At 65.8% G+C, this 17,811-nt stretch carries 16 protein-coding genes; 6 read left to right on the top strand and 10 right to left on the bottom strand.

Annotated features, from left to right (window positions below; genetic code table 11):
• Positions 1–1,860: OmpA family protein (locus I6F17_RS26595; RefSeq protein WP_225190452.1), on the top strand; the 1,860-nt coding region annotated here is incomplete at its 5' end.
• 50 nt (positions 1,861–1,910) lie between these two features.
• Here the strand turns inward: I6F17_RS26595 and I6F17_RS26600 are convergent.
• The gene (locus I6F17_RS26600) at positions 1,911–2,867 is read right to left on the bottom strand and encodes a homocysteine S-methyltransferase family protein (RefSeq protein ID WP_225132016.1); all 957 of its coding nucleotides are present in this window, start codon (positions 2,865–2,867) and stop codon (positions 1,911–1,913) included.
• Positions 2,868–3,097: 230 nt separating this feature from the next.
• Here I6F17_RS26600 and I6F17_RS26605 point away from each other — a divergent pair, with 230 nt between their 5' ends.
• Positions 3,098–3,718 carry a TetR/AcrR family transcriptional regulator gene (locus I6F17_RS26605; RefSeq protein WP_225132017.1) on the top strand — a complete coding sequence of 207 codons (621 nt, stop codon included), beginning with the start codon at positions 3,098–3,100 and terminating at the stop codon, positions 3,716–3,718.
• Between the two features lie 92 nt (positions 3,719–3,810).
• Here I6F17_RS26605 and I6F17_RS26610 read toward each other — a convergent pair whose 3' ends face one another.
• From I6F17_RS26610 to I6F17_RS26640, 7 genes are all read right to left on the bottom strand, one after another.
• Complete coding sequence (locus tag I6F17_RS26610) at positions 3,811–5,568, bottom strand: alkaline phosphatase (RefSeq protein ID WP_225132018.1); 1,758 nt, start codon at positions 5,566–5,568, stop codon at positions 3,811–3,813.
• Positions 5,569–5,682: 114 nt separating this feature from the next.
• Positions 5,683–7,020, bottom strand: a complete 1,338-nt coding sequence (gene argG / locus I6F17_RS26615; RefSeq protein ID WP_036038771.1) for an argininosuccinate synthase — start codon at positions 7,018–7,020, stop codon at positions 5,683–5,685.
• 91 nt (positions 7,021–7,111) lie between these two features.
• Positions 7,112–7,888, bottom strand: coding sequence for a phosphatase PAP2 family protein (locus tag I6F17_RS26620; protein WP_036002803.1), 777 nt, complete (start codon positions 7,886–7,888; stop codon positions 7,112–7,114).
• Positions 7,889–7,945: 57 nt separating this feature from the next.
• Positions 7,946–8,440: a hypothetical protein gene (locus tag I6F17_RS26625; protein ID WP_036038777.1), complete on the bottom strand. Its 495-nt coding sequence runs from the start codon at positions 8,438–8,440 to the stop codon at positions 7,946–7,948.
• Between the two features lie 163 nt (positions 8,441–8,603).
• Positions 8,604–9,806: a 23S rRNA (adenine(2503)-C(2))-methyltransferase RlmN gene (gene rlmN / locus I6F17_RS26630; RefSeq protein WP_036002808.1), complete on the bottom strand. Its 1,203-nt coding sequence runs from the start codon at positions 9,804–9,806 to the stop codon at positions 8,604–8,606.
• Positions 9,807–9,982: 176 nt separating this feature from the next.
• Positions 9,983–10,651 carry an invasion associated locus B family protein gene (locus tag I6F17_RS26635; RefSeq protein WP_036002810.1) on the bottom strand — a complete coding sequence of 223 codons (669 nt, stop codon included), beginning with the start codon at positions 10,649–10,651 and terminating at the stop codon, positions 9,983–9,985.
• Positions 10,652–10,767: 116 nt separating this feature from the next.
• Entirely contained in the window at positions 10,768–11,607 is an 840-nt protein-coding gene (locus tag I6F17_RS26640) for an SDR family oxidoreductase (RefSeq protein WP_225132019.1), read from the bottom strand.
• Between the two features lie 255 nt (positions 11,608–11,862).
• Here I6F17_RS26640 and I6F17_RS26645 point away from each other — a divergent pair, with 255 nt between their 5' ends.
• Positions 11,863–12,837 (top strand): NADPH:quinone oxidoreductase family protein, encoded by a 975-nt coding sequence (locus I6F17_RS26645; RefSeq protein ID WP_225132020.1) that lies wholly within the window; start codon positions 11,863–11,865, stop codon positions 12,835–12,837.
• A 29-nt stretch (positions 12,838–12,866) separates the two neighbouring features.
• Here I6F17_RS26645 and I6F17_RS26650 read toward each other — a convergent pair whose 3' ends face one another.
• Positions 12,867–13,259 (bottom strand): YkvA family protein, encoded by a 393-nt coding sequence (locus tag I6F17_RS26650; RefSeq protein ID WP_225132021.1) that lies wholly within the window; start codon positions 13,257–13,259, stop codon positions 12,867–12,869.
• 100 nt (positions 13,260–13,359) lie between these two features.
• A complete protein-coding gene (locus tag I6F17_RS26655) occupies positions 13,360–13,650 on the bottom strand; it encodes a 4a-hydroxytetrahydrobiopterin dehydratase (protein ID WP_036002826.1) in 291 nt (96 codons plus the stop codon).
• A gap of 153 nt (positions 13,651–13,803) precedes the next feature.
• Between I6F17_RS26655 and I6F17_RS26660 the strand changes: the two genes are divergently transcribed.
• The 3 genes from I6F17_RS26660 (at position 13,804) to I6F17_RS26670 (ending at position 17,809) form a co-directional block, all read left to right on the top strand.
• Positions 13,804–15,249, top strand: a complete 1,446-nt coding sequence (locus I6F17_RS26660) for a TAXI family TRAP transporter solute-binding subunit (RefSeq protein ID WP_225132022.1) — start codon at positions 13,804–13,806, stop codon at positions 15,247–15,249.
• Positions 15,250–15,435: 186 nt separating this feature from the next.
• The gene (locus I6F17_RS26665) at positions 15,436–16,977 is read left to right on the top strand and encodes an alkaline phosphatase D family protein (RefSeq protein WP_225132023.1); all 1,542 of its coding nucleotides are present in this window, start codon (positions 15,436–15,438) and stop codon (positions 16,975–16,977) included.
• A gap of 109 nt (positions 16,978–17,086) precedes the next feature.
• Positions 17,087–17,809, top strand: a complete 723-nt coding sequence (locus I6F17_RS26670; RefSeq protein ID WP_225132024.1) for a hypothetical protein — start codon at positions 17,087–17,089, stop codon at positions 17,807–17,809.
• The last annotated feature ends 2 nt before the right edge of the window (positions 17,810–17,811 follow it).

The following is a 17,811-nucleotide window of genomic DNA, read 5'->3' on the forward strand; positions in this document are numbered from 1 at the left end:
CCGCCGCCCCCGCCGCCGCCTGCTGCTCCGAAGCAGCCTTCGCCGCCTCCGGCCGCCGCCCCGCAGCAGCAAGCCCCGACACCGCCGCCTCCGGCTGCGCGCCCCGCTGCCCCGCCGCCGCCTCCGCCCGCCGCACGCCCGGCTCCCACGCCGCCGCCCGCACCGCCTCCTGCGGCGGCGCCGCAGCAGCAGGCCCCCACCACGCCGCCGCCTGCGGCTCGCCCGACGCCGCCTCCGCCGCCGCCTCCCGTAGCGGCTCCGCCGGCCCGGCCGAGCCCCGCGCCTGCGCCGACGGCAACACCGCCTGCTCCGACAGCCGCGCCCCCGGCCCGCCCCGGTGCGCCTGCGCCAGCGGCCACGCCAGCTCCAACGGCGACCCCGGCACCGACGACGACGCCTGCGCCAACCGCAACGCCGGCTCCCGGCGCACCGCCGGCTGGTCGCCCCGGCGCACCTCCGCCCGGCGTACGTCCTGGCGCGCCGCCGCCCCCGGCGGGATCACCCGCACCCGGCGCCGCGCCCGCTCCAACAGCAACGCCCACGCCCGGCAGCACGCCGCCACCCCCGCCGCCCGGACGTCCGGGGTCGGCAACGCCCGCGCCCGGCGCAACTCCGGCCCCGACGGCAACGCCAGCCCCGGGACAACAGGGTGGAACGCCTCCTGCCGGTCCGCCCGCCGCCGGGACTCCGGCTGCGCCCCCGCAGGCTGGTGCACCCGCCCGGCCGCCGGCACCTCCCGCCGGCGCCGCGGCTCCGACCGTGGTGCCCGGCACGCCCGCCGCAGCGCCACCACCCGACCGGGCACAATACAGACCGCCGACGGTCGCGCCGGCCTTCCGCGCCGCGCCGACGGTCGCAGCGCCCCTGCCGCCGCCGCCGCGACCGCAGCAGCGTGACCTGACGCCGCTTGCGATCGGTGCCGGCGTGGTGGCGGGCGCCGTGATCGGCGCCACCATCGCCGATCTCCATAGCCAACGGCGCGAGGTCGTCGAAGGCGGCCGCACCGTCTACACCGAGCCGGACCGCATCATCATCCGCGATCCGGGCGGGCAGGCTTACGTCCGCGGCAACGATCTCTATCGCTTCCGCTATGGCGCCCGCGACATCCGCACCGACACCGTCGGCGGCGAAACCCGCACCGTCGTGATCCGTCCCGACGGCAGCGAGGTGATCACCGTGGTCGGGCCGGACGGCTCGCTCCTGCGTCGTATCCGCCGGGACCCGCGCGGACGCGAGATCGTCATCATCGACAACACCTACCGCGATCCGCGGGCGGTCGGCGGCTTCTACGTCGACGTGCCGCCGCCGGTGGTCAACATTCCCTACGATCGCTACATCGTCGACGCCCAGGAGGCGCCGCCGCAGGTGATCTACGAAACGATGCGGGCTCCGCCGGTGCAGCGGATCGACCGACGCTACTCGCTCGACGAGATCCGCTACAGCCCCAATGTTCGCATGCAGATGCCGAGCATCGACGTCAACACGATCAACTTCGAGACCGGCTCGTGGACCATTCCGCCGGATCAGGCGGCGCGGCTCCAAGTGATCGCCGACGGCATCAACCAGGCGCTCCAGGCCAACCCGCAGGAGGTGTTCCTGATCGAGGGCCACACCGATGCGGTCGGCAACGAGGTCGACAATCTGTCGCTGTCGGATCGCCGCGCGCAGGCCGCAGCCGAATTGCTGACGCAGCAATTCAGTGTGCCCGCGGAGAACCTGACGTCGCAGGGCTATGGCGAGCAGTATCTGAAGGAGCAGACGCAAGGCGCGAGCCTGATCAACCGGCGCGTCACCGTCCGCCGCATCACGCCGTTGCTCAACGGCGGCCAGGCCGATGCGGCGCCTCCGCCGCGCCAGTAAGACCTTCGCAAGAAAAAAATGGCCGGGAGCGATCCCGGCCATTCTTCTTGTCACGCCGTCATCGCTTCCGAAGGCAGACATGCCTCGCAAACGGCGGCAACATGCCGGTGATCAGTGCCGCAACAGCCGCCGAGAATGCGCATCCCGGGGAATGCGCGCCTGAGCAAACGATAGCGGCGGCCGAGATCTGCGGGATCACCACTGTCTAGCGCCTCCGATTCGTCGAGCTCGGCGTGGCTCTTGACCGATGCATTAGCTCTGATGCCGTGGATGCGCTGGACCCACGCCTCGCCTGCGGCGAGTGCACTCTCGAAGTGAGTTGGGTGCGCGCAATTGATCAGGAAGTATTCGCAGGCACGTTCAGTTGCGTCGTCGACCGCCTCGATCGCCTCGCGCAGCGACTCTCCCCGGACGAGGCGGCCATCGGTTTCGACCGTGAAAGAGATGGCGACCGGAATGTCCTGCCTCTTGGCCGCACGGACCACGCCCACGGCTTCGTTGATGCTGGTCAGCGTGAATGCAGTCACCACGTCGGCGCCCGCCTCGGCGAAGGCCGAGATCTGGCCTGAGTGGTAGGCTTCCGCCTCCGCCGCGTCCATGTTGCCGGCCTTGTAGCCATCGCCTCGCGGACCGATCGCGCCATTGATGACGCAAGGCGTGGCGGGGGACTCCCAAGCGCCGCGCAATTCGTCGAGGAAGCGGATGGCGCGCATGTTAATGGCCTTGAGCCTGGCCGCATCATAGCCGAGCTTGGCGCCCCAATCAGGGTTGGCGCGCCAGGTCGGACTGTCGAGGACAAAGCCGAGCCCATGCTGCCGCGCGATACGCAGGTAGGCTTGGTAGTACTGCCTCAAATGCGCGCGGCCATCCGCGCTGTCGAGCAGCACGAATGCCGCAAAGTGGGGCAGCTCCAGCCCGTGCTGAAATATGAGGGTTGTTTCCATGCCGCCATCGGTCAGGAAAATGCCGCCGCCGCGCTGCGGCAGACCATGTCTGTATCTGGCCATTGATCGCTCCATCATTTGGACGGGCCGCTCTCTTCACTCGGTCGCGCTACGCCCGTGTTCGGTCGCGGCATTTGGTGCCGCATAATGTCGCGTCGCTCTAGAAGCCCCATGGTGCGCCTGAACTTCCACCCGCAAGCGGAGACAAATCAATGATTTGCACGTGTCACGCGGAGTGGGCCTTTGCCCCAAGGGCCAATTTCCGCACTGTCGGTACAGTTCTGGAGAGATCGATGGGAAAGGGCGAAGCGACGCGGGATCGCATTCTCCAGATCGCGGAAGCGGCGGTGCTCGCAAAGGGCTTCGGCGCCACCTCGATCGAGGAGGTCATTGCCGAGGCCGGACTGACCAAGAGCGGGTTCTTCTATCACTTCAGGGACAAGAACGCGCTCGCACGGGAGATGCTGCGTCGCTACGTGGATACGAATGACCGCCTGTTCGACGAGATCTTCAGGCGCGGACGCGAGCTCTCCGACGACCCGCTGCAGTCGTTCCTGATCTCGCTGAAACTACTCGCCGAAGTCATGGCCGATCTGCCGAACGGCCATCCCGGCTGCCTGATCGCCAGCATCTGCTATCAGGAGCGCTTGTTCGATCGCGATGTTCGCGATCTAACCGCGCAATCGGTCCGGAGCTGGAATGCGCACTTCCGCGAGATTCTCGACGGCATCGCCGCCATCTATCCGCCCCGCGAGCCGATCGACCTCGACGATCTCGCGGAGATGATCTCGTGCGTGGTCGACGGCGCAATCATCATGTCGAAGACCCTCAATGACCCGAAGCGGCTGGAGCGACAGATCCTGCTCTTCCGCAGCTGCGTGAAGCTGGTCTTCACGCCGCCTCACTCGTCGTGAATTGATGGAACGTGAGCGGACCAGGGCGGCCCGGCCTGCCGCGCTCGCCTGCGGCAGGAATGTGATTGGGCCCAGGTTGGCAGTCGCCCCCATCATTCTCGCGCAGCCAATCCCAGCGCCTCGGCCATGACACGGAACACTTCGGTATTGTCCATCGAGCCGTGCACGCGGTCGCTCCCCGGGCCCGCCGCCGTGACAATGACGTCCTCGCCCGAATGCACGCTGGCGCCGACCAGCGACGACAGATTGCCGGGGCGCAGGACCGCGCCCGGGACCTCCTTGTATTTGTCGTTGGCCTTGAAGGTGCCGTCGTCGCCGGCCTTGACGGTCGGCTCGTTGGGATTGTCGAGCTTCGGACGGAACGTCTCGTAGTGATCGGGCAGGCTCGCCGAGAAGATGGCAAGCCGGCGGCTCACGTCGATGCGTGACGGGTAGCCTTCCGCGTCTGGGGCCGGATAGTTCGGAAATCCGGCCTTGTCGTAAACCCCGACGCGCTCGCGTAAGGGAACGTTGGGCACGGTGGCCATGTCGTCATTCACCGTGCCGACGAGGCTGTTGGGGTGATTGTGGTCCGCCGCCACCAGGATGAGGGTGTCGTCGCCGCGGGCGCGCGCCCATTCGCGCGTCTGACGCACCGCGTTGTCGAGCATGATCGTGTCGTAGACGGCACGCTCCATATCGAGCAAATGCGCGTATTTGTCGATCATTCCGGATTCGACCATCAGGAAGAAGCCGGCTTCGTTCTTCGAGAGGATTTTCAACGCCGCCTGCACCTGTTCGGTCAGATCAGGCTGCTCGGGGAATTTCTTGACGCCGCCGCCCTTGAGGAATTTGCGGTCGAGCGCGCCATCCATGTTGCCGGTGGCGAACAGGCCGAGCAGCTTGTTCGTCTCCTGCTTGGCGGCAGAGGCGCTGAGCTCGCCCGCGGTGGTCGCCACCTGATAACCGGCATCGCGAAACTTCGCGATGTAGTCGGTCTCGTCCTTGCGCTTGGAGCCGGCAGCCGACTTCGGCAGAAAATTCGCGCTGCCGCCGCCCATCATCACATCCGGCTTTGCCGCGAAGAACTGCTCGACGATGTCGTCATAGGCGGCGCGCCGGCGGGTGTGCGCGACCATCGCCGCCGGCGTCGCGTCTTCGATCTCGGTATTGGTGACGACACCGATCGCCATGCCGAGCCGTCTTTTGGCGAGGCTGGTGATGGTTTCGACCTTGGGATCGTCGAGCGGGCTTGCGCTGCGGTCGGCGTAGACGCCGAGGGCATTGACGGCGCTCTTGTGCCCGGTCGCATAGGCGCTCGCCGAGTTCGCGGAATCCGTGATGATCGAGTCCGAGCCGGCGGTTGCCACTAGGGCCATATGGGGCATGTCGTCGATGGCGAGCTTGCCGCGGCTCTTGCCTTCCGAAATGCCCTTGGACAGGATTCGCGCGGCGACCCGATGCGCCGGCGACATGCCGTCGCCGATGAACAGGATGACGTTCTTCGCCTTGCGCGGGCCGGTGTCGTAGACAGTCCATGTGACGCTGCGCTGGCGTGTGCCGTCGCTTACCTCGACGGCAACGCTGCCGGGCGTGGACAGCGTGACGTCGCGCAGGATCAGGGCCGACTGCTCCTTGCCGTCCTCGCGCTGGGTGAAGGTTCCAGAGCGACCGAACGCGGCCGAGTAATCCGCGCCGTTCACCGTCACCTTCAACTTTGCGGGATCGACCAGCCCGGGGAGCTCAACCTTGAAGTCGAACTTGGCTCCGGCCAGGATCTCGGCGCGATCGATCGGATAGATCGTCTGCGCCGACGATGATGATGCCCAACAGAGAACAATGAGAGAGGCGAGTGCCGATCCCCTGACCATGTGCGATGCTCCGCAATCCCGTTTCCAACAGTGAAAGCGTAGCGGCCGAGAATGACAGCGTCATTAAGCTCGGAGCCCGGATGGAGCGAAGCGCAATCCGGGCTCCGGAAAGCCTCAGCCCTTGTCGCTCTCGAGCCGGAAGATCTGCGAGCCTTCGCTGCCCGACAACAGACCGGTCTTCGAATAGAGACCGAGCTTGGTGCGGGTGTCGGCGATGTCGAGGTTGCGCATGGTGAGCTGGCCGATGCGGTCGGCCGGCGTGAAGGCGGCGTCCTCCACCTTCTCCATGCTCAGCCGCTCCGGCGCATAGGTAAGGTTGGGGCTCTCGGTGTTGAGGATCGAATAATCGTTGCCGCGGCGCAGCTCGAGCGTGACTTCGCCGGTGACGGCGCGGGCGACCCAGCGCTGTGCGGTCTCGCGGAGCATCAACGCCTGCGAATCGAACCAGCGGCCCTGATAGAGCAGGCGCCCCAAGCGCATGCCGCTGATGCGGTACTGCTCGATCGTGTCCTCGTTGTGGATGCCGGTGACGAGGCGCTCATAGGCGATGTGCAGCAGCGCCATGCCAGGCGCCTCATAGATGCCGCGGCTCTTGGCCTCGATGATGCGGTTCTCGATCTGATCGCTCATGCCGAGGCCGTGACGGCCGCCGATCGCGTTGGCTTCCAGGAACAGCGCGACCGGATCGGAGAAGGTCTGGCCATTCAGCGCGGTCGGCTGCCCCTCCTCGAAGCGCACCACGACCTTCTCGGCCTTGACATTGCAGTCATCGCGCCAGAACGGCACGCCCATGATCGGATTGACGATCTTGATGCCGCTGTCGAGGCTCTCGAGATCCTTCGCCTCATGGGTGGCGCCGAGCAGATTGCTGTCGGTCGAATACGCCTTCTCGGCGCTCATCTTGTAGGCGAATCCCTGCGCGGTCATGAACGCCGACATCTCGGCGCGGCCGCCGAGCTCGTCGATGAACTGCTGGTCGAGCCAGGGCTTGTAGATCTTCAAGCCGGGATTGGTGAGCAGGCCGTAGCGGTAGAAGCGCTCGATGTCGTTGCCCTTGAAGGTCGAGCCGTCGCCCCAGATGTTGACACCGTCTTCCTTCATCGCTGCGACCAGCATCGTGCCGGTGACGGCGCGCCCGAGCGGCGTGGTGTTGAAATAGGTGATGCCGCCGGTCGAGATATGGAAGGCGCCGGACTGGATCGCGGCGATGCCCTCGTGAACCAGCTGCGTGCGGCAATCGACGAGCCGCGCGTTCTCGGCACCGAACTCCATCGCCTTGCGCGGGATCTCGTTGTAGTCGGCTTCATCCGGCTGACCGAGATTGGCGGTGTAGGCGTAGCAGCGCGCCCCCTTCTGCTTCATCCAGAGCAGCGCCGCAGAGGTGTCGAGGCCGCCCGAAAAAGCGATGCCGACTTTCTCACCCTTGGGCAGGCTTTTCAGGATCGTGGTCATGGGGCTTCCAATCGGGTCTCAAGCTGATGTGATGGGTGCGTTCGACCGCGCGAATATCAAATTTCGCGGGGCTCGGCACCCCTTTAATGGCTCAAACCGAGGGCTCGGGGCCGGTCTTGCGGCCGAACAGGCGCTGACGGAGCCGGTAAGCGGGCATGTTCAGCCGGGTCAGGGCGGCATCCACCGCTTCGTCCGAGAACCGCGTCCGCGGCCAGCGATAGATCAGCGCGTAGGCGAACCAGATCACGACGAAGGTGACGAGGCCCGCGATCGAAACGTCGGTGAAAAAGTGCCCGCCGAAGGCCATGCGCAGGGCGCTGGTCAAGGCGCCGAACACCACGGCGGCGGCATAGGCGAGCGGCCGCCACGCCGGCGGCGCCAGCGCGGCCGGCGCCAGCGTCCAGAACGCCGTCGCGCCTTCGCCGGAGAAGAACGAGCAATTGCGCCCGCAAGTGCCGCGCGGATCCCACCACGGCACGAATTGCTGATCGCCGGCAAACTCGGTCACCACCACCGGACGCGGACGGCCCCAATAATTCTTGAACGTCAGGTTGGTCAGAATACCGGCCGACATGGTCATCGTCACCAGCAGGAAGATGACCGTACGCCCCGGCACCATCAGCGGCCGGTCGGGCCGGATCATCTTGACCACGAGCGCGACGATCGAGGGAAGGGCGAAGGCCCAGGCGATCCACATCGCCGCATCGCGCGCAAAGCCGGCCCACCCGTTCAGCTTGAGCGGAAACGTCTTGGTCTCCGCGTCGAAGAACAGCGAAGCGAGCTTGAGATCGAGCTCGGGATAGAGGCCGAAGACGACGCCGATCACGAGCCACAGCGCCAGGGCGATGAAGAGTCCAGTCCTGTTCATGGCGCGCGGTTTAGCGGAGTGGGGCAGGGATGGAAACCCCAGGGGAGGGTAGGAAACTCACCGCGGGCCCGGCCTTGAATTCGCCGGCAACGGCGGAGGCGGCTTGCGCGGGGACGGCGGTTCGCGCCAGGCGCCGGCGTTACGGCCGGCGATCAGCCAGTAGACGAAGCCGGCAACGATGCCCGCGCCCGTCATGATCTCCAGGTGACGCCGGACGATGCCCTCGAACTGCAACGTGTCGGAATGGAACGGGACGAGGCCGAGATAGCAGGCGAGCCCGACAAGGCCGCCGCCGACGGCATAGGCGATCGCACTGCGGATGTAGAGCGCTTCGGTGATCGCGACGATCACCGCCGCCGGCACCAGCGCAAAGCCGGACACGAAGATGAAGCCGAAGCCGAGCAGGATGTCGATCGTGCCCTGGTCGACCGGACCGGCGCCGAGATCGGCGAATTCCGGAAACAGCAGCGCGACGACGACGATCATGCCGCCGACAAAGCAGGCGGCGAGGAAGCCGATGAAGATGACGACGAGGCGGCCGATCAGGGACATGACGTCAAAATCACCTCGCCGTCATTGCGAGGAGCTCGCGACAAAATTGCGCAGCAATTTTGCGCTGATGCGACGAAGCAATCCAGACTGCCGCCGCGGAGATATTTTGGATTGCTTCGCTGCGCTCGCAATGACGAGGAGGCGGGAGCGTGGGCATCCCGACCTAATCCGTCATCGCCATGGCGCGCAGCGCCTGGCGCTCGCGCGCCGAGAGCTTTTCCGTCTCCGACTTGAGCTGGCCGCAGGCGGCGAGAATGTCGCGGCCGCGCGGGGTGCGCACCGGCGAGGAATAGCCGGCGTTGAAGATGTATTCGGAGAACTTTTCGATCTGGTCCCAGTCGGAGCATTCATAGGCGGTGCCGGGCCAGGGATTGAACGGGATCAGATTGATCTTGGCCGGAATGCCCTTGAGCATCTTTACCAGGAGCTTGGCATCGTCGAGCGAATCGTTGACGCCCTTGAGCATCACATATTCGAAGGTGATGCGTCGCGCGTTCGAGGCGCCGGGATAGTCGCGGCAGGCCTGCAGCAGCTCCTTGATCGGATATTTGCGATTGAGCGGCACCAGCTCGTTGCGCAGCTCGTCGCGCACCGCGTGCAGCGAGATCGCGAGCATGACGCCGATCTCCTCGCCGGCGCGCACGATGTTCGGCACCACGCCCGAGGTCGACAGCGTGATGCGGCGGCGGGAGATGCCGATGCCTTCGTTGTCGCCGACGATCAGAAGCGCATCGCGCACCGCGTCGAAATTGTAGAGCGGCTCGCCCATGCCCATCATCACGATGTTGGTGACGCGGCGCGTGCCGTCCTCGCGATCGGCCCAGTCGTTGAGGCGGTCGCGCGCGACCATCACCTGCCCGACGATCTCGCCGGCGGTGAGGTTGCGCACCAGGCGCTGGGTGCCGGTGTGGCAGAAGGCGCAATTGAGCGTGCAGCCGACCTGCGAGGAAACGCAGAGCGTGCCGCGGTCGGTCTCGGGGATATAGACGCACTCGACTTCATGCGCCTTCTGAACATTGTCGCCGCTCGGCAGCCGCAACAGCCATTTGCGGGTGCCGTCGTTGGAGATCTGCTCGGCCACGACCTCGGGCCGGTCGACGGTGAAATGCTGCGCGAGCTCGGCGCGGATGCCCTTCGAGATCGAGCTCATCTCGTCAAAACTCTGGGCGCCGCGGAAATAGAGCCAGTGCCACAGCTGCTGCACTCGCATCTTGCGCTGGGCCGGTGCGACGCCGATCTCGCCGAGCCGATCGGCAAGCTCGGTGCGCGACAGGCCGATCAGCGACGGCTTGGCCGGCGGCACATAGGTTTCGAGCGGGGTCTTCTCCACCAGGAGGCCGTTGTGCGGCTCGGTCGTCGGTTGCATTGGTTGCCTGAATAGTTGCTGTCTCGTCATGCCCGGGCTTGTCCCGGGCATCCACGTTCTCTTCGCTTGTGGCTAGCGTGGATGGCCGGGACAAGCCCGGCCATGACGACCGAATTTATGGAACCGGCCTTATATAACAACCGGAACCGCCGATTGCGACCTTATCGCCCGCAGTCTTAACGCCGGCAATCCTGCGCGATCTTGTCGAGCGCCTGGGCGAGGCCCTTCAGCGAGAAGGTGTCGGTCGTCTCGGTCCCCTTGGCCGAGACGCCCTTGACGACGAGATCGGCGGATTTGCGCATGGCTTCGACCATCCGCTCCTCCTCGGCCGCATTCTTGATCCAGAGCCCGTCGCCCTGCGTGTACATGGCGAAGGAGGCGCCGCCGACCTCGGCGGTCGATTCCGAGCCCGGCTTCAGCGCATAGCCGATCATGACCGAGACTTCGTTATTGACCTTCTCGGCCGGCCGGGTCGAGACGAAGGCATAGGCGGGATCGCGCGGCCGGTTCGGCGGATTGGTCTTCGACGACGACGGCTTGGCCAGCGCGAAGCAGACCTTCTTGCCGTTCGGCGTCGCCGAATAGGCACCCCAGGTGCCGAACTGCCCGATCAGGGTCGGCTCCGCGCCCCCCGCAACGGCCGCAGCCGGGGCCGCCGGCTTGCTCTCGGGCTTCGGGGCCGCCTTTGCGTTGGTGTTGGCCGGCGGCGCCGCCGGCTTCGGTGCCGCCTCTTTTGGAGCTGGACTGGACTTGGGCGTCGGTTGCGCCGTCTGCGCCCGCGCAGACACGGCGATTCCCCCGGCCGCCACGCCAGTCATCAAAGCTAAAATCAGCACCCGCCACATGCCGCGTTGGTTCCCTCAATATTGTGACTGGAAGATGGCCCGAGCGCGCTTTGTCCCCGGGCAGGGATAGCCGGGAAAGTTCAATTTGGGAAGGCAGTTAGCGGCATCTTCGGCGGCTAGGCCCTGGATCGGGCGGCGCGCTGCGCGGCCCATTGCGCCTCGGTCCAGCCGAGCAAATCCTCGGCGCCGGAACTGCGCAGATGCGCGCCGCCGTCGATCACCACCATCTCGCCATTGATGTAGGCGGCGCGGTCCGAGACCAGGAAGCTGGCGAGATCGGCAAGCTCGCCGTGCTCGCCGGTGCGGCCGAGCGGATTGCGCGAGGTCCAGCCTTCGTCACGGCCTTCGAGACGGAGCTGCCCGGTGGCCCCCGCGGTCGGGAACGGGCCCGGCGCGATCGCCACGGTCCGGATGCCCTTCGGGCCCCATTCCACCGCAAGACTCCTGGTCATCGCCAGCAGTGCGGATTTCGCCATCGCCGAGGGAACGGTGAAGGCGCGGCCGGTGATGGTGGAGGTCGAGAGGATCGACAGCACGACGCCGCGATGGTTAGCCTCGATCCAGCGCCTGCCGGCGGCGAGCGTGCAATACATCGCGCCATGCAGTGTCGGCGCCAGGATCGCGTCCGCGGCGCGGAAGGAGAGATGCTCGCTCTGTGCGATGAAGGTGGCAGCGGCATTGTTGACGAGGATGTCGAGCGGCGCCTCGCGCCAGATCGCATCCATCATGCTGTCGACCGCCGCACCCTCGCGGATGTCGCAGGCGATGGTCGTGACCGTGCCGCCCGTCTCGTCGCGCATCTCGCGCGCCGTCGCCTCGAGCCGCTCGAGCTTGCGGCCGCAGATCACGAGCTCGGCGCCGAGCGCGAGGAAGCGACGCCCCATCGCAGCGCCAAGACCCGAGCCACCACCGGTAATGAGGATGCGCTTGTTCTTCAGCAGGCTTGTTTCAAACATCGTTTGAATCCTTTCTCCGCGGATTTCGTCATTGCGAGCCACCGGGTCCGCGCGAAGCGCGGCCCGATGACAGGCTCCACGAAGCAATTCAGACTATTTCCGCAGGACGGACTCTGGATTGCTTCGCTGCGCTCGCAATGACGGAGGATAGGCCGTCGCTGACCCCAGACAAAGAATCCGGATTGTCGCCACTGCCTAAATCCGGCAGAAACGGCCAAACTATAATTCCACCCGAAACGCCCTCAAGGTGCCGCCATGAAAGCCATCCTCTGCTCGCAATATTGCCAGCCCGACGACCTCGTCCTGACTGAGGTGCCGGATCCGGTGGCGGGGCCCGGCGAAGCCGTGATCGCGATCAAGGCGGCGGCGCTGAATTTCTTCGACATCCTGATGATCCAGGGCAAGTACCAGATCAAGCCGCCGTTCCCGTTCTCGCCGGCCGCGGAAGTTGCGGGCGTGATCGAGAGCATCGGCGCTGGTGTCACTGATCTCAAGGTCGGCGATCGCGTGGTCGCCTCCTGCGGCCACAACGGCGCACGCGAGAAGATCGCGCTGCCGGCGGCATCGATCGTGAAGATCCCCGACAATCTCGACTACGACCGCGCGGCCGGCATCATCATCATCTACGGCACCGCGCTGCATGCGCTGGAAGATCGCGCCAGCCCCAAGCCGGGCGAGACGCTCGCTGTGCTGGGCGCAGCCGGCGGCACCGGCCTTGCGGCCTGCGAGCTCGGCAAGCTGATGGGGTTGAAGGTGATCGCCTGCGCCTCGTCGGACGAGAAGCTCGAATTCGCCAAGGCGCACGGCGCCGAGCTGACGCTGAACTACGCCAAGGAAGATCTGAAGGAAGGCCTGCGCAAGCTCACCGCCGGCAAGGGCGTCGACATCATCTTCGATCCCGTTGGTGGTGCTTACGCCGAACAGGCGCTGCGCTCGATCGCATGGGAAGGCCGCTTCCTCGTCATCGGCTTTGCCGCCGGCGACATTCCCAAGATGCCGCTGAACCTCGCGCTCCTGAAGGGCTGCGACATCCGCGGCGTGTTCTGGGGCGCCTGGACCCGGCTCAACCCGGCCAAGAACCGCGCCAATCTCGAGAAGCTGGTGAAGTGGACCGCGGAAGGCAAGATCTCATCGCATGTCGACCGCACCTTCCCGCTGGCGCAGACGGCCGATGCGTTGAAGGTGCTGGCGGGACGGCAGGCCATGGGCAAGGTGATCTTGCATCCGTGAGCTGATGCAGGTGGCAGAAGTCGCGTAGGCTACGCGACTTCTGCTTTGCCGTCCGCCTCATCTATGCCGCGCCTCAGCACGGCGCGGGCGGCCTCGCGATGCTCGTGCGTGATGTGGCCGGCAACCATGCGGATGGCGGTGGCGAGCACGGCGGCGTCATCGGCGAAGCCGAGCATGGGCATCACGTCCGCGACGAAATCGAACGGCAGGACGAAATAGGCGATTGCACCGAGCAGCGAAGCCTGGACGTGACGCGGCGTCTGCCGGTCGAACGCGCAGTAATAGGCGGCAAGTAGATCCTCCGCGAACGGCAGATGCGCAGCGACCCGCTTCAGCTTGCGCCAGAAGCGGCGGCGCACGCTCTCGCGATCTTCCGCGAGCCGATCGGCCGGCTCGAAGCCAACGCTGTGCTCGGCAGCCATGCTCAAATGCTCCCCGTTCTGCGGGAGGCGGAGGACCGCCCGATCCCGGCTGATCACAAGATGGGGATGCAGCCGGTCCCTGCAAGACGTCTGCTTGGTGTCAGCCTGCGATGGCGTTCATCGCCTTGGCGAGCGCCATGTCGCGCGCGGTGACGCCGCCGGCGTCGTGGGTCGACAGCACCACCTCCACCGTCTTGTAGACGTTGCGCCATTCGGGGTGGTGATCCATCTTCTCCGCGACCAGCGCGGCGCGGGTCATGAAGCCGAACGCCTCGTTGAAATCCTTGAAGACAAAGGTTTTCCCGATGGCGTCGCGGCCTTGGACGTCAGTCCAGCCGGATAGTCCGCCCAGCGCCTGCCTGCGCGCCTCCGCCGAGAGCCGTTCTGCCATCACCATCTCCATCCTTCGGAGGAACTTTACCCTAACGCCGTGCCGACGCCCGGGTTCATACGGGGGATTTCCTCCATCCGCTAACCATGACGGAGATGTAACCCCGCCGGACAAGAAATTTGCTACAATTGCGGGCGTAAATCGCCGGCCAAGATGAAACTGAGCCTGAAGCGCCTGTTTGGGAGATCGATGACCGGGGGATTGGACCTGGCCGAAGCGCCCCCTCCGCCTTCGCCGCGATCCGCGGCGCGGAAGACGGCGCTCGTGTCTCTGGCGTTCCTGCTTGCGATCGTCGGCGTGGTCGCCGGCGGCTATTACTTCGCGATGCGTCCCGTGACGCTCAGAATCGCGGTCGGCCCCGCCAACAGCGACGACGTCAAGGTCGTGCAGGCGCTGACGCAAGGCTTCGCGCAGCACAAGAGCTATGTGCGGCTGCGCCCGATCCAGACCGACGGCGCGACCGCCAGTGCCAATGCGCTCGCGGAAGGCAAGGTCGATCTCGCCATCGTGCGCGGCGATCTCGACGTGCCGAAGAACGCGCAGGCTGTCGCGACCCTGCGCAAGAACGTCGTGGTGCTGTGGTCCGTGCCCGCCAAAGGAAAGAAGAAGGGCGCGAAGATCACCAAGATCGCGCAGCTCGCCGGCCATCGCGTCGGGGTCATCGGCCGCACCCAGGCCAACGTCAATCTGCTCAAGGTGATCCTCCACCAATACGGCGTCGACCCGACCAAGGTCGAGATCGTGCAATTTCCCGTCAATGAAGTTGCCGAGGCGATCAAGGCGCAGAAGGCCGACGTCTATCTCGCAGCAGGCCCGGTCAACAGCAAGATCACGGCGGACGCGATCTCGGCATCGGTCAGGGAGGGCGGCACGCCAACCTTCCTTGCCATCGATTCCGCCGACGCGATCGCGCAAAACCATCCGATCTATGAAGCGGCCGAGATTCCCGCAGGCACTTACGGCGGCTCGCCCGATCGCCCCGACGACGAGGTCAAGACCATCAGCTTCGCGCACCACATCGTGGCGCGCAAAGGCGTATCCGAGGCCGACATCGCAGCGTTCACGCGCCAGCTGTTCGCCGTGCGCCAGCAACTGGTGACGGAATTCCCGCTGGCGGCGAAGATCGAGACGCCCGACACCGACAAGGATGCAGTGATCCCGGCGCATCCGGGTGCGGCCGCTTTCGTCGACGGCGAGGAGAAGACCTTCCTCGACAAATACAGCGATTACATCTGGTGGAGCCTGATGGCGCTTTCGGCCATGGGCTCGGTCGGCGCCTGGTTCGCCGGTTATCTGAAGAAGGACGAGCGCGACAACAACAATCACCAGCGCGAACGCCTGCTCGACATGATTGCCGCGGCACGCAAGTGCGAGACGACCGAAGAGCTGGACCAGATGCAGACCGAGGCCGATGAGATCCTGCGCGACACGCTGCGCTGCTTCGATCACGGCGCGATCGAGGAAGCCGCGCTCACCGCCTTCAACATCGCACTCGACCAATTCCACGCCGCCGTCGCCGACCGCAAGGCTGTGCTGTTCAGCCTGCCGCCGAACCTGCAACGTGCCAGCGCGCAGTTCCGGGCCGCCGGCAACGCGTGAGCGCCCGCGCGCGTTATTGCTGCGTCACATTGTCTCAATATAGCTCCCAACGTCATTCCGGGGCGATGCGAAGCATCGAACCCGGAATCCATTGCGCAGCATTCGCGGGGAGACATGGATTCCGGGTTCGCGCTACGCGCCCCGGAATGACGGGGCTCCCCCCGCAAGCCCCGGGGTCGGAGCCTCATGACCATCACATTCTCCCGCCGCCGCTTCCTCGCCAGCAGCGCCGGTGCGCTCGGCACAATGGCGATGCCGTATCTTTCGCGCGCGGCTGATCGGCCGGCGGTCACCCACGGCGTGCAAGCGGGCGACATCACCGTCGATGGCGGCGTGGTGTGGGCGCGCGCCGACCGTCCATCGCAGATGCTGGTCGAGGTCGCCACGAGCGAGTCCTTTAGGGACGCCCGCCCATTGCCGCCGATCGCGGCGCTGCCCGAAAGCGACTTCACCGCGAAGATGCTGGTCGAGAATCTTCCGGCCGGCCACGACATCTTCTACCGCGTCCGCTTCCGCGATCTATCCCACAGCGCGATCGAGGGCGGGGCGGTGACCGGCCGCTTCCGCACCGCGCCGGCCGACCGCCGCGACGTCAGCTTCGTCTGGGGCGGCGACGTCGCAGGGCAGGGCTGGGGCATCAATCCCGACGACGGCGGCATGGTCACCTTCTCGACAATGCGCAAGCACCGGCCGGATTTTTTCCTGCACTCGGGCGACACGATCTATGCCGACGGTCCGATCCAACCCGAGGTGAAGCTCGCCGACGGCAAGATCTGGAAGAATCTCACCATTCCGGGGAAAGCCAAGGTCGCCGAGACGCTGGACGAGTACCGCGCCGCGTACAAATACAATCTCACCGACGACAATCTCCGCGCCTTCAATGCCGAGGTGCCGGTCTTCGTGCAGTGGGACGACCACGAGGTCACCAACAACTGGTCGCTGTCGAAAGACTTGCCGGCCGCCTACAAGGTGCGCGACATCGCGCTGCTCGCAGCCCGCGCGGGCCGGGCCTTCCACGAGATGTACCCGCTGCGGGAGAGCATCACTGAACCCGGCCGCGTCTATCGCCAGATCTCCTACGGCCCGCATCTCGACGTATTCGTGCTCGACGAGCGCAGCTATCGCGGGCCGAACGGTGCCAATCTCGAAACCGCCTATGGCCCCGCCAGCTATTTCCTCGGCCCGGAGCAGATCGCCTGGCTCAAGCGCGGCCTGCTGAACTCGCGCGCGACCTGGAAGGTGATCGCGTCCGACATGCCGATCGGCCTGATCGTCTCCGACACGCCGAAGGGCGGCTCGGAAGCCGTTGCGCAGGGCGACGGCCCGGTGCGTGGCCGTGAGCTCGAGATCGCCGACATCCTGCGCTTCATCAAGATGGCGCCGATCAGCAACACGGTGTGGCTGACCGCGGACGTGCACTACGCCGCCGCGCACTATTACGATCCGAACAAGGCGCAATTTCAGGAGTTCGAGCCGTTCTGGGAATTCGTCTCGGGCCCGCTGCATGCCGGCACGTTCGGCCCGAACGCGCTCGACAATACCTTCGGCCCCGAGGTGCGCTTCGTCAAGGTGCCGGGCAAGGACAGCCAGAACCTGCCGCCGTCCGCCGGCATGCAGTTCTTCGGACACGTCAAGATCGACGGCGCGTCCGGTCGGATGACGGTGACCCTGCGCGATCGCGCCGACGTCGCGCTGTGGTCGACCACGCTCGATCCGAAGCTTGCGTGACGGCCAATTCGAAGCCGGATGAACCATCCGGCCGGCCCGGACGACAATTGCGAGCGCCCGCGCATTTTCGAGGGCGTGATGCCGTCCCAGCGATTTTCGAGTTGATGCCGTGCCGTTCAGCCGCCGAACGATCGTTATTGCGCTGCTGCTGAGCGCAGCATCCCCCACATGCGCGCAGACCCAAGAGAAGGCTCAGGACAAAGCGACGCTGGTGCGCGAGGCCCTCGCTTCGCCTTACGGCAAGGCGCTGACCGCCGAGCTCGGCAAGTCACTGCGCGCAAGCGCCGACCCGGCATGCCTGACGGACAAGGGGTTGGCTGCCGACCAGCTCGAACCGCGCGGCCGCGATATCGTCATCACATGGGGCACGCATATGCTGGAAGGTACATCGGCGTTCATCGTCCGGCAGATCTCCGACAATCCATTTGCCGGCGCAGCCGAATTGGAAAGCCTGAAGAGCAATCCGGACGTAAAGCGCTATCTCGCGATGGAAGAGCCGATACGTCAGGCGAAGATCCTGGATTTGATCTTCGAGCATTTCGACCGCTACAACGTGATCGCCCGCGTGAAACTTGGAGCGGTCTATCCATTGCAGACAGGCAACGAAGCTCTGCTCCGTCTCAATCCGTCCGATGCAACTGAAGAGCACCTGGAGGCGTTCGCCAGGAAGAGTCGCTCGAAGGCGCTGAAACGTTTCCTGCAATTGTCCGATCAGGAGGCGATTGCGCAGAGTGCGGCGATCAAGAAGGCCTCCTCGCCGCCGCTTCCGCACACCTTCTTCCAGGGCGTCGAGACCGACCTCGCCGAGCTCTGCATTCGCTCCGGCAAATAGCG

This window comes from Bradyrhizobium sp. NBAIM18, from assembly GCF_020193825.1.
GTDB classification, from domain to species: Bacteria; Pseudomonadota; Alphaproteobacteria; order Rhizobiales; family Xanthobacteraceae; genus Bradyrhizobium; species Bradyrhizobium yuanmingense.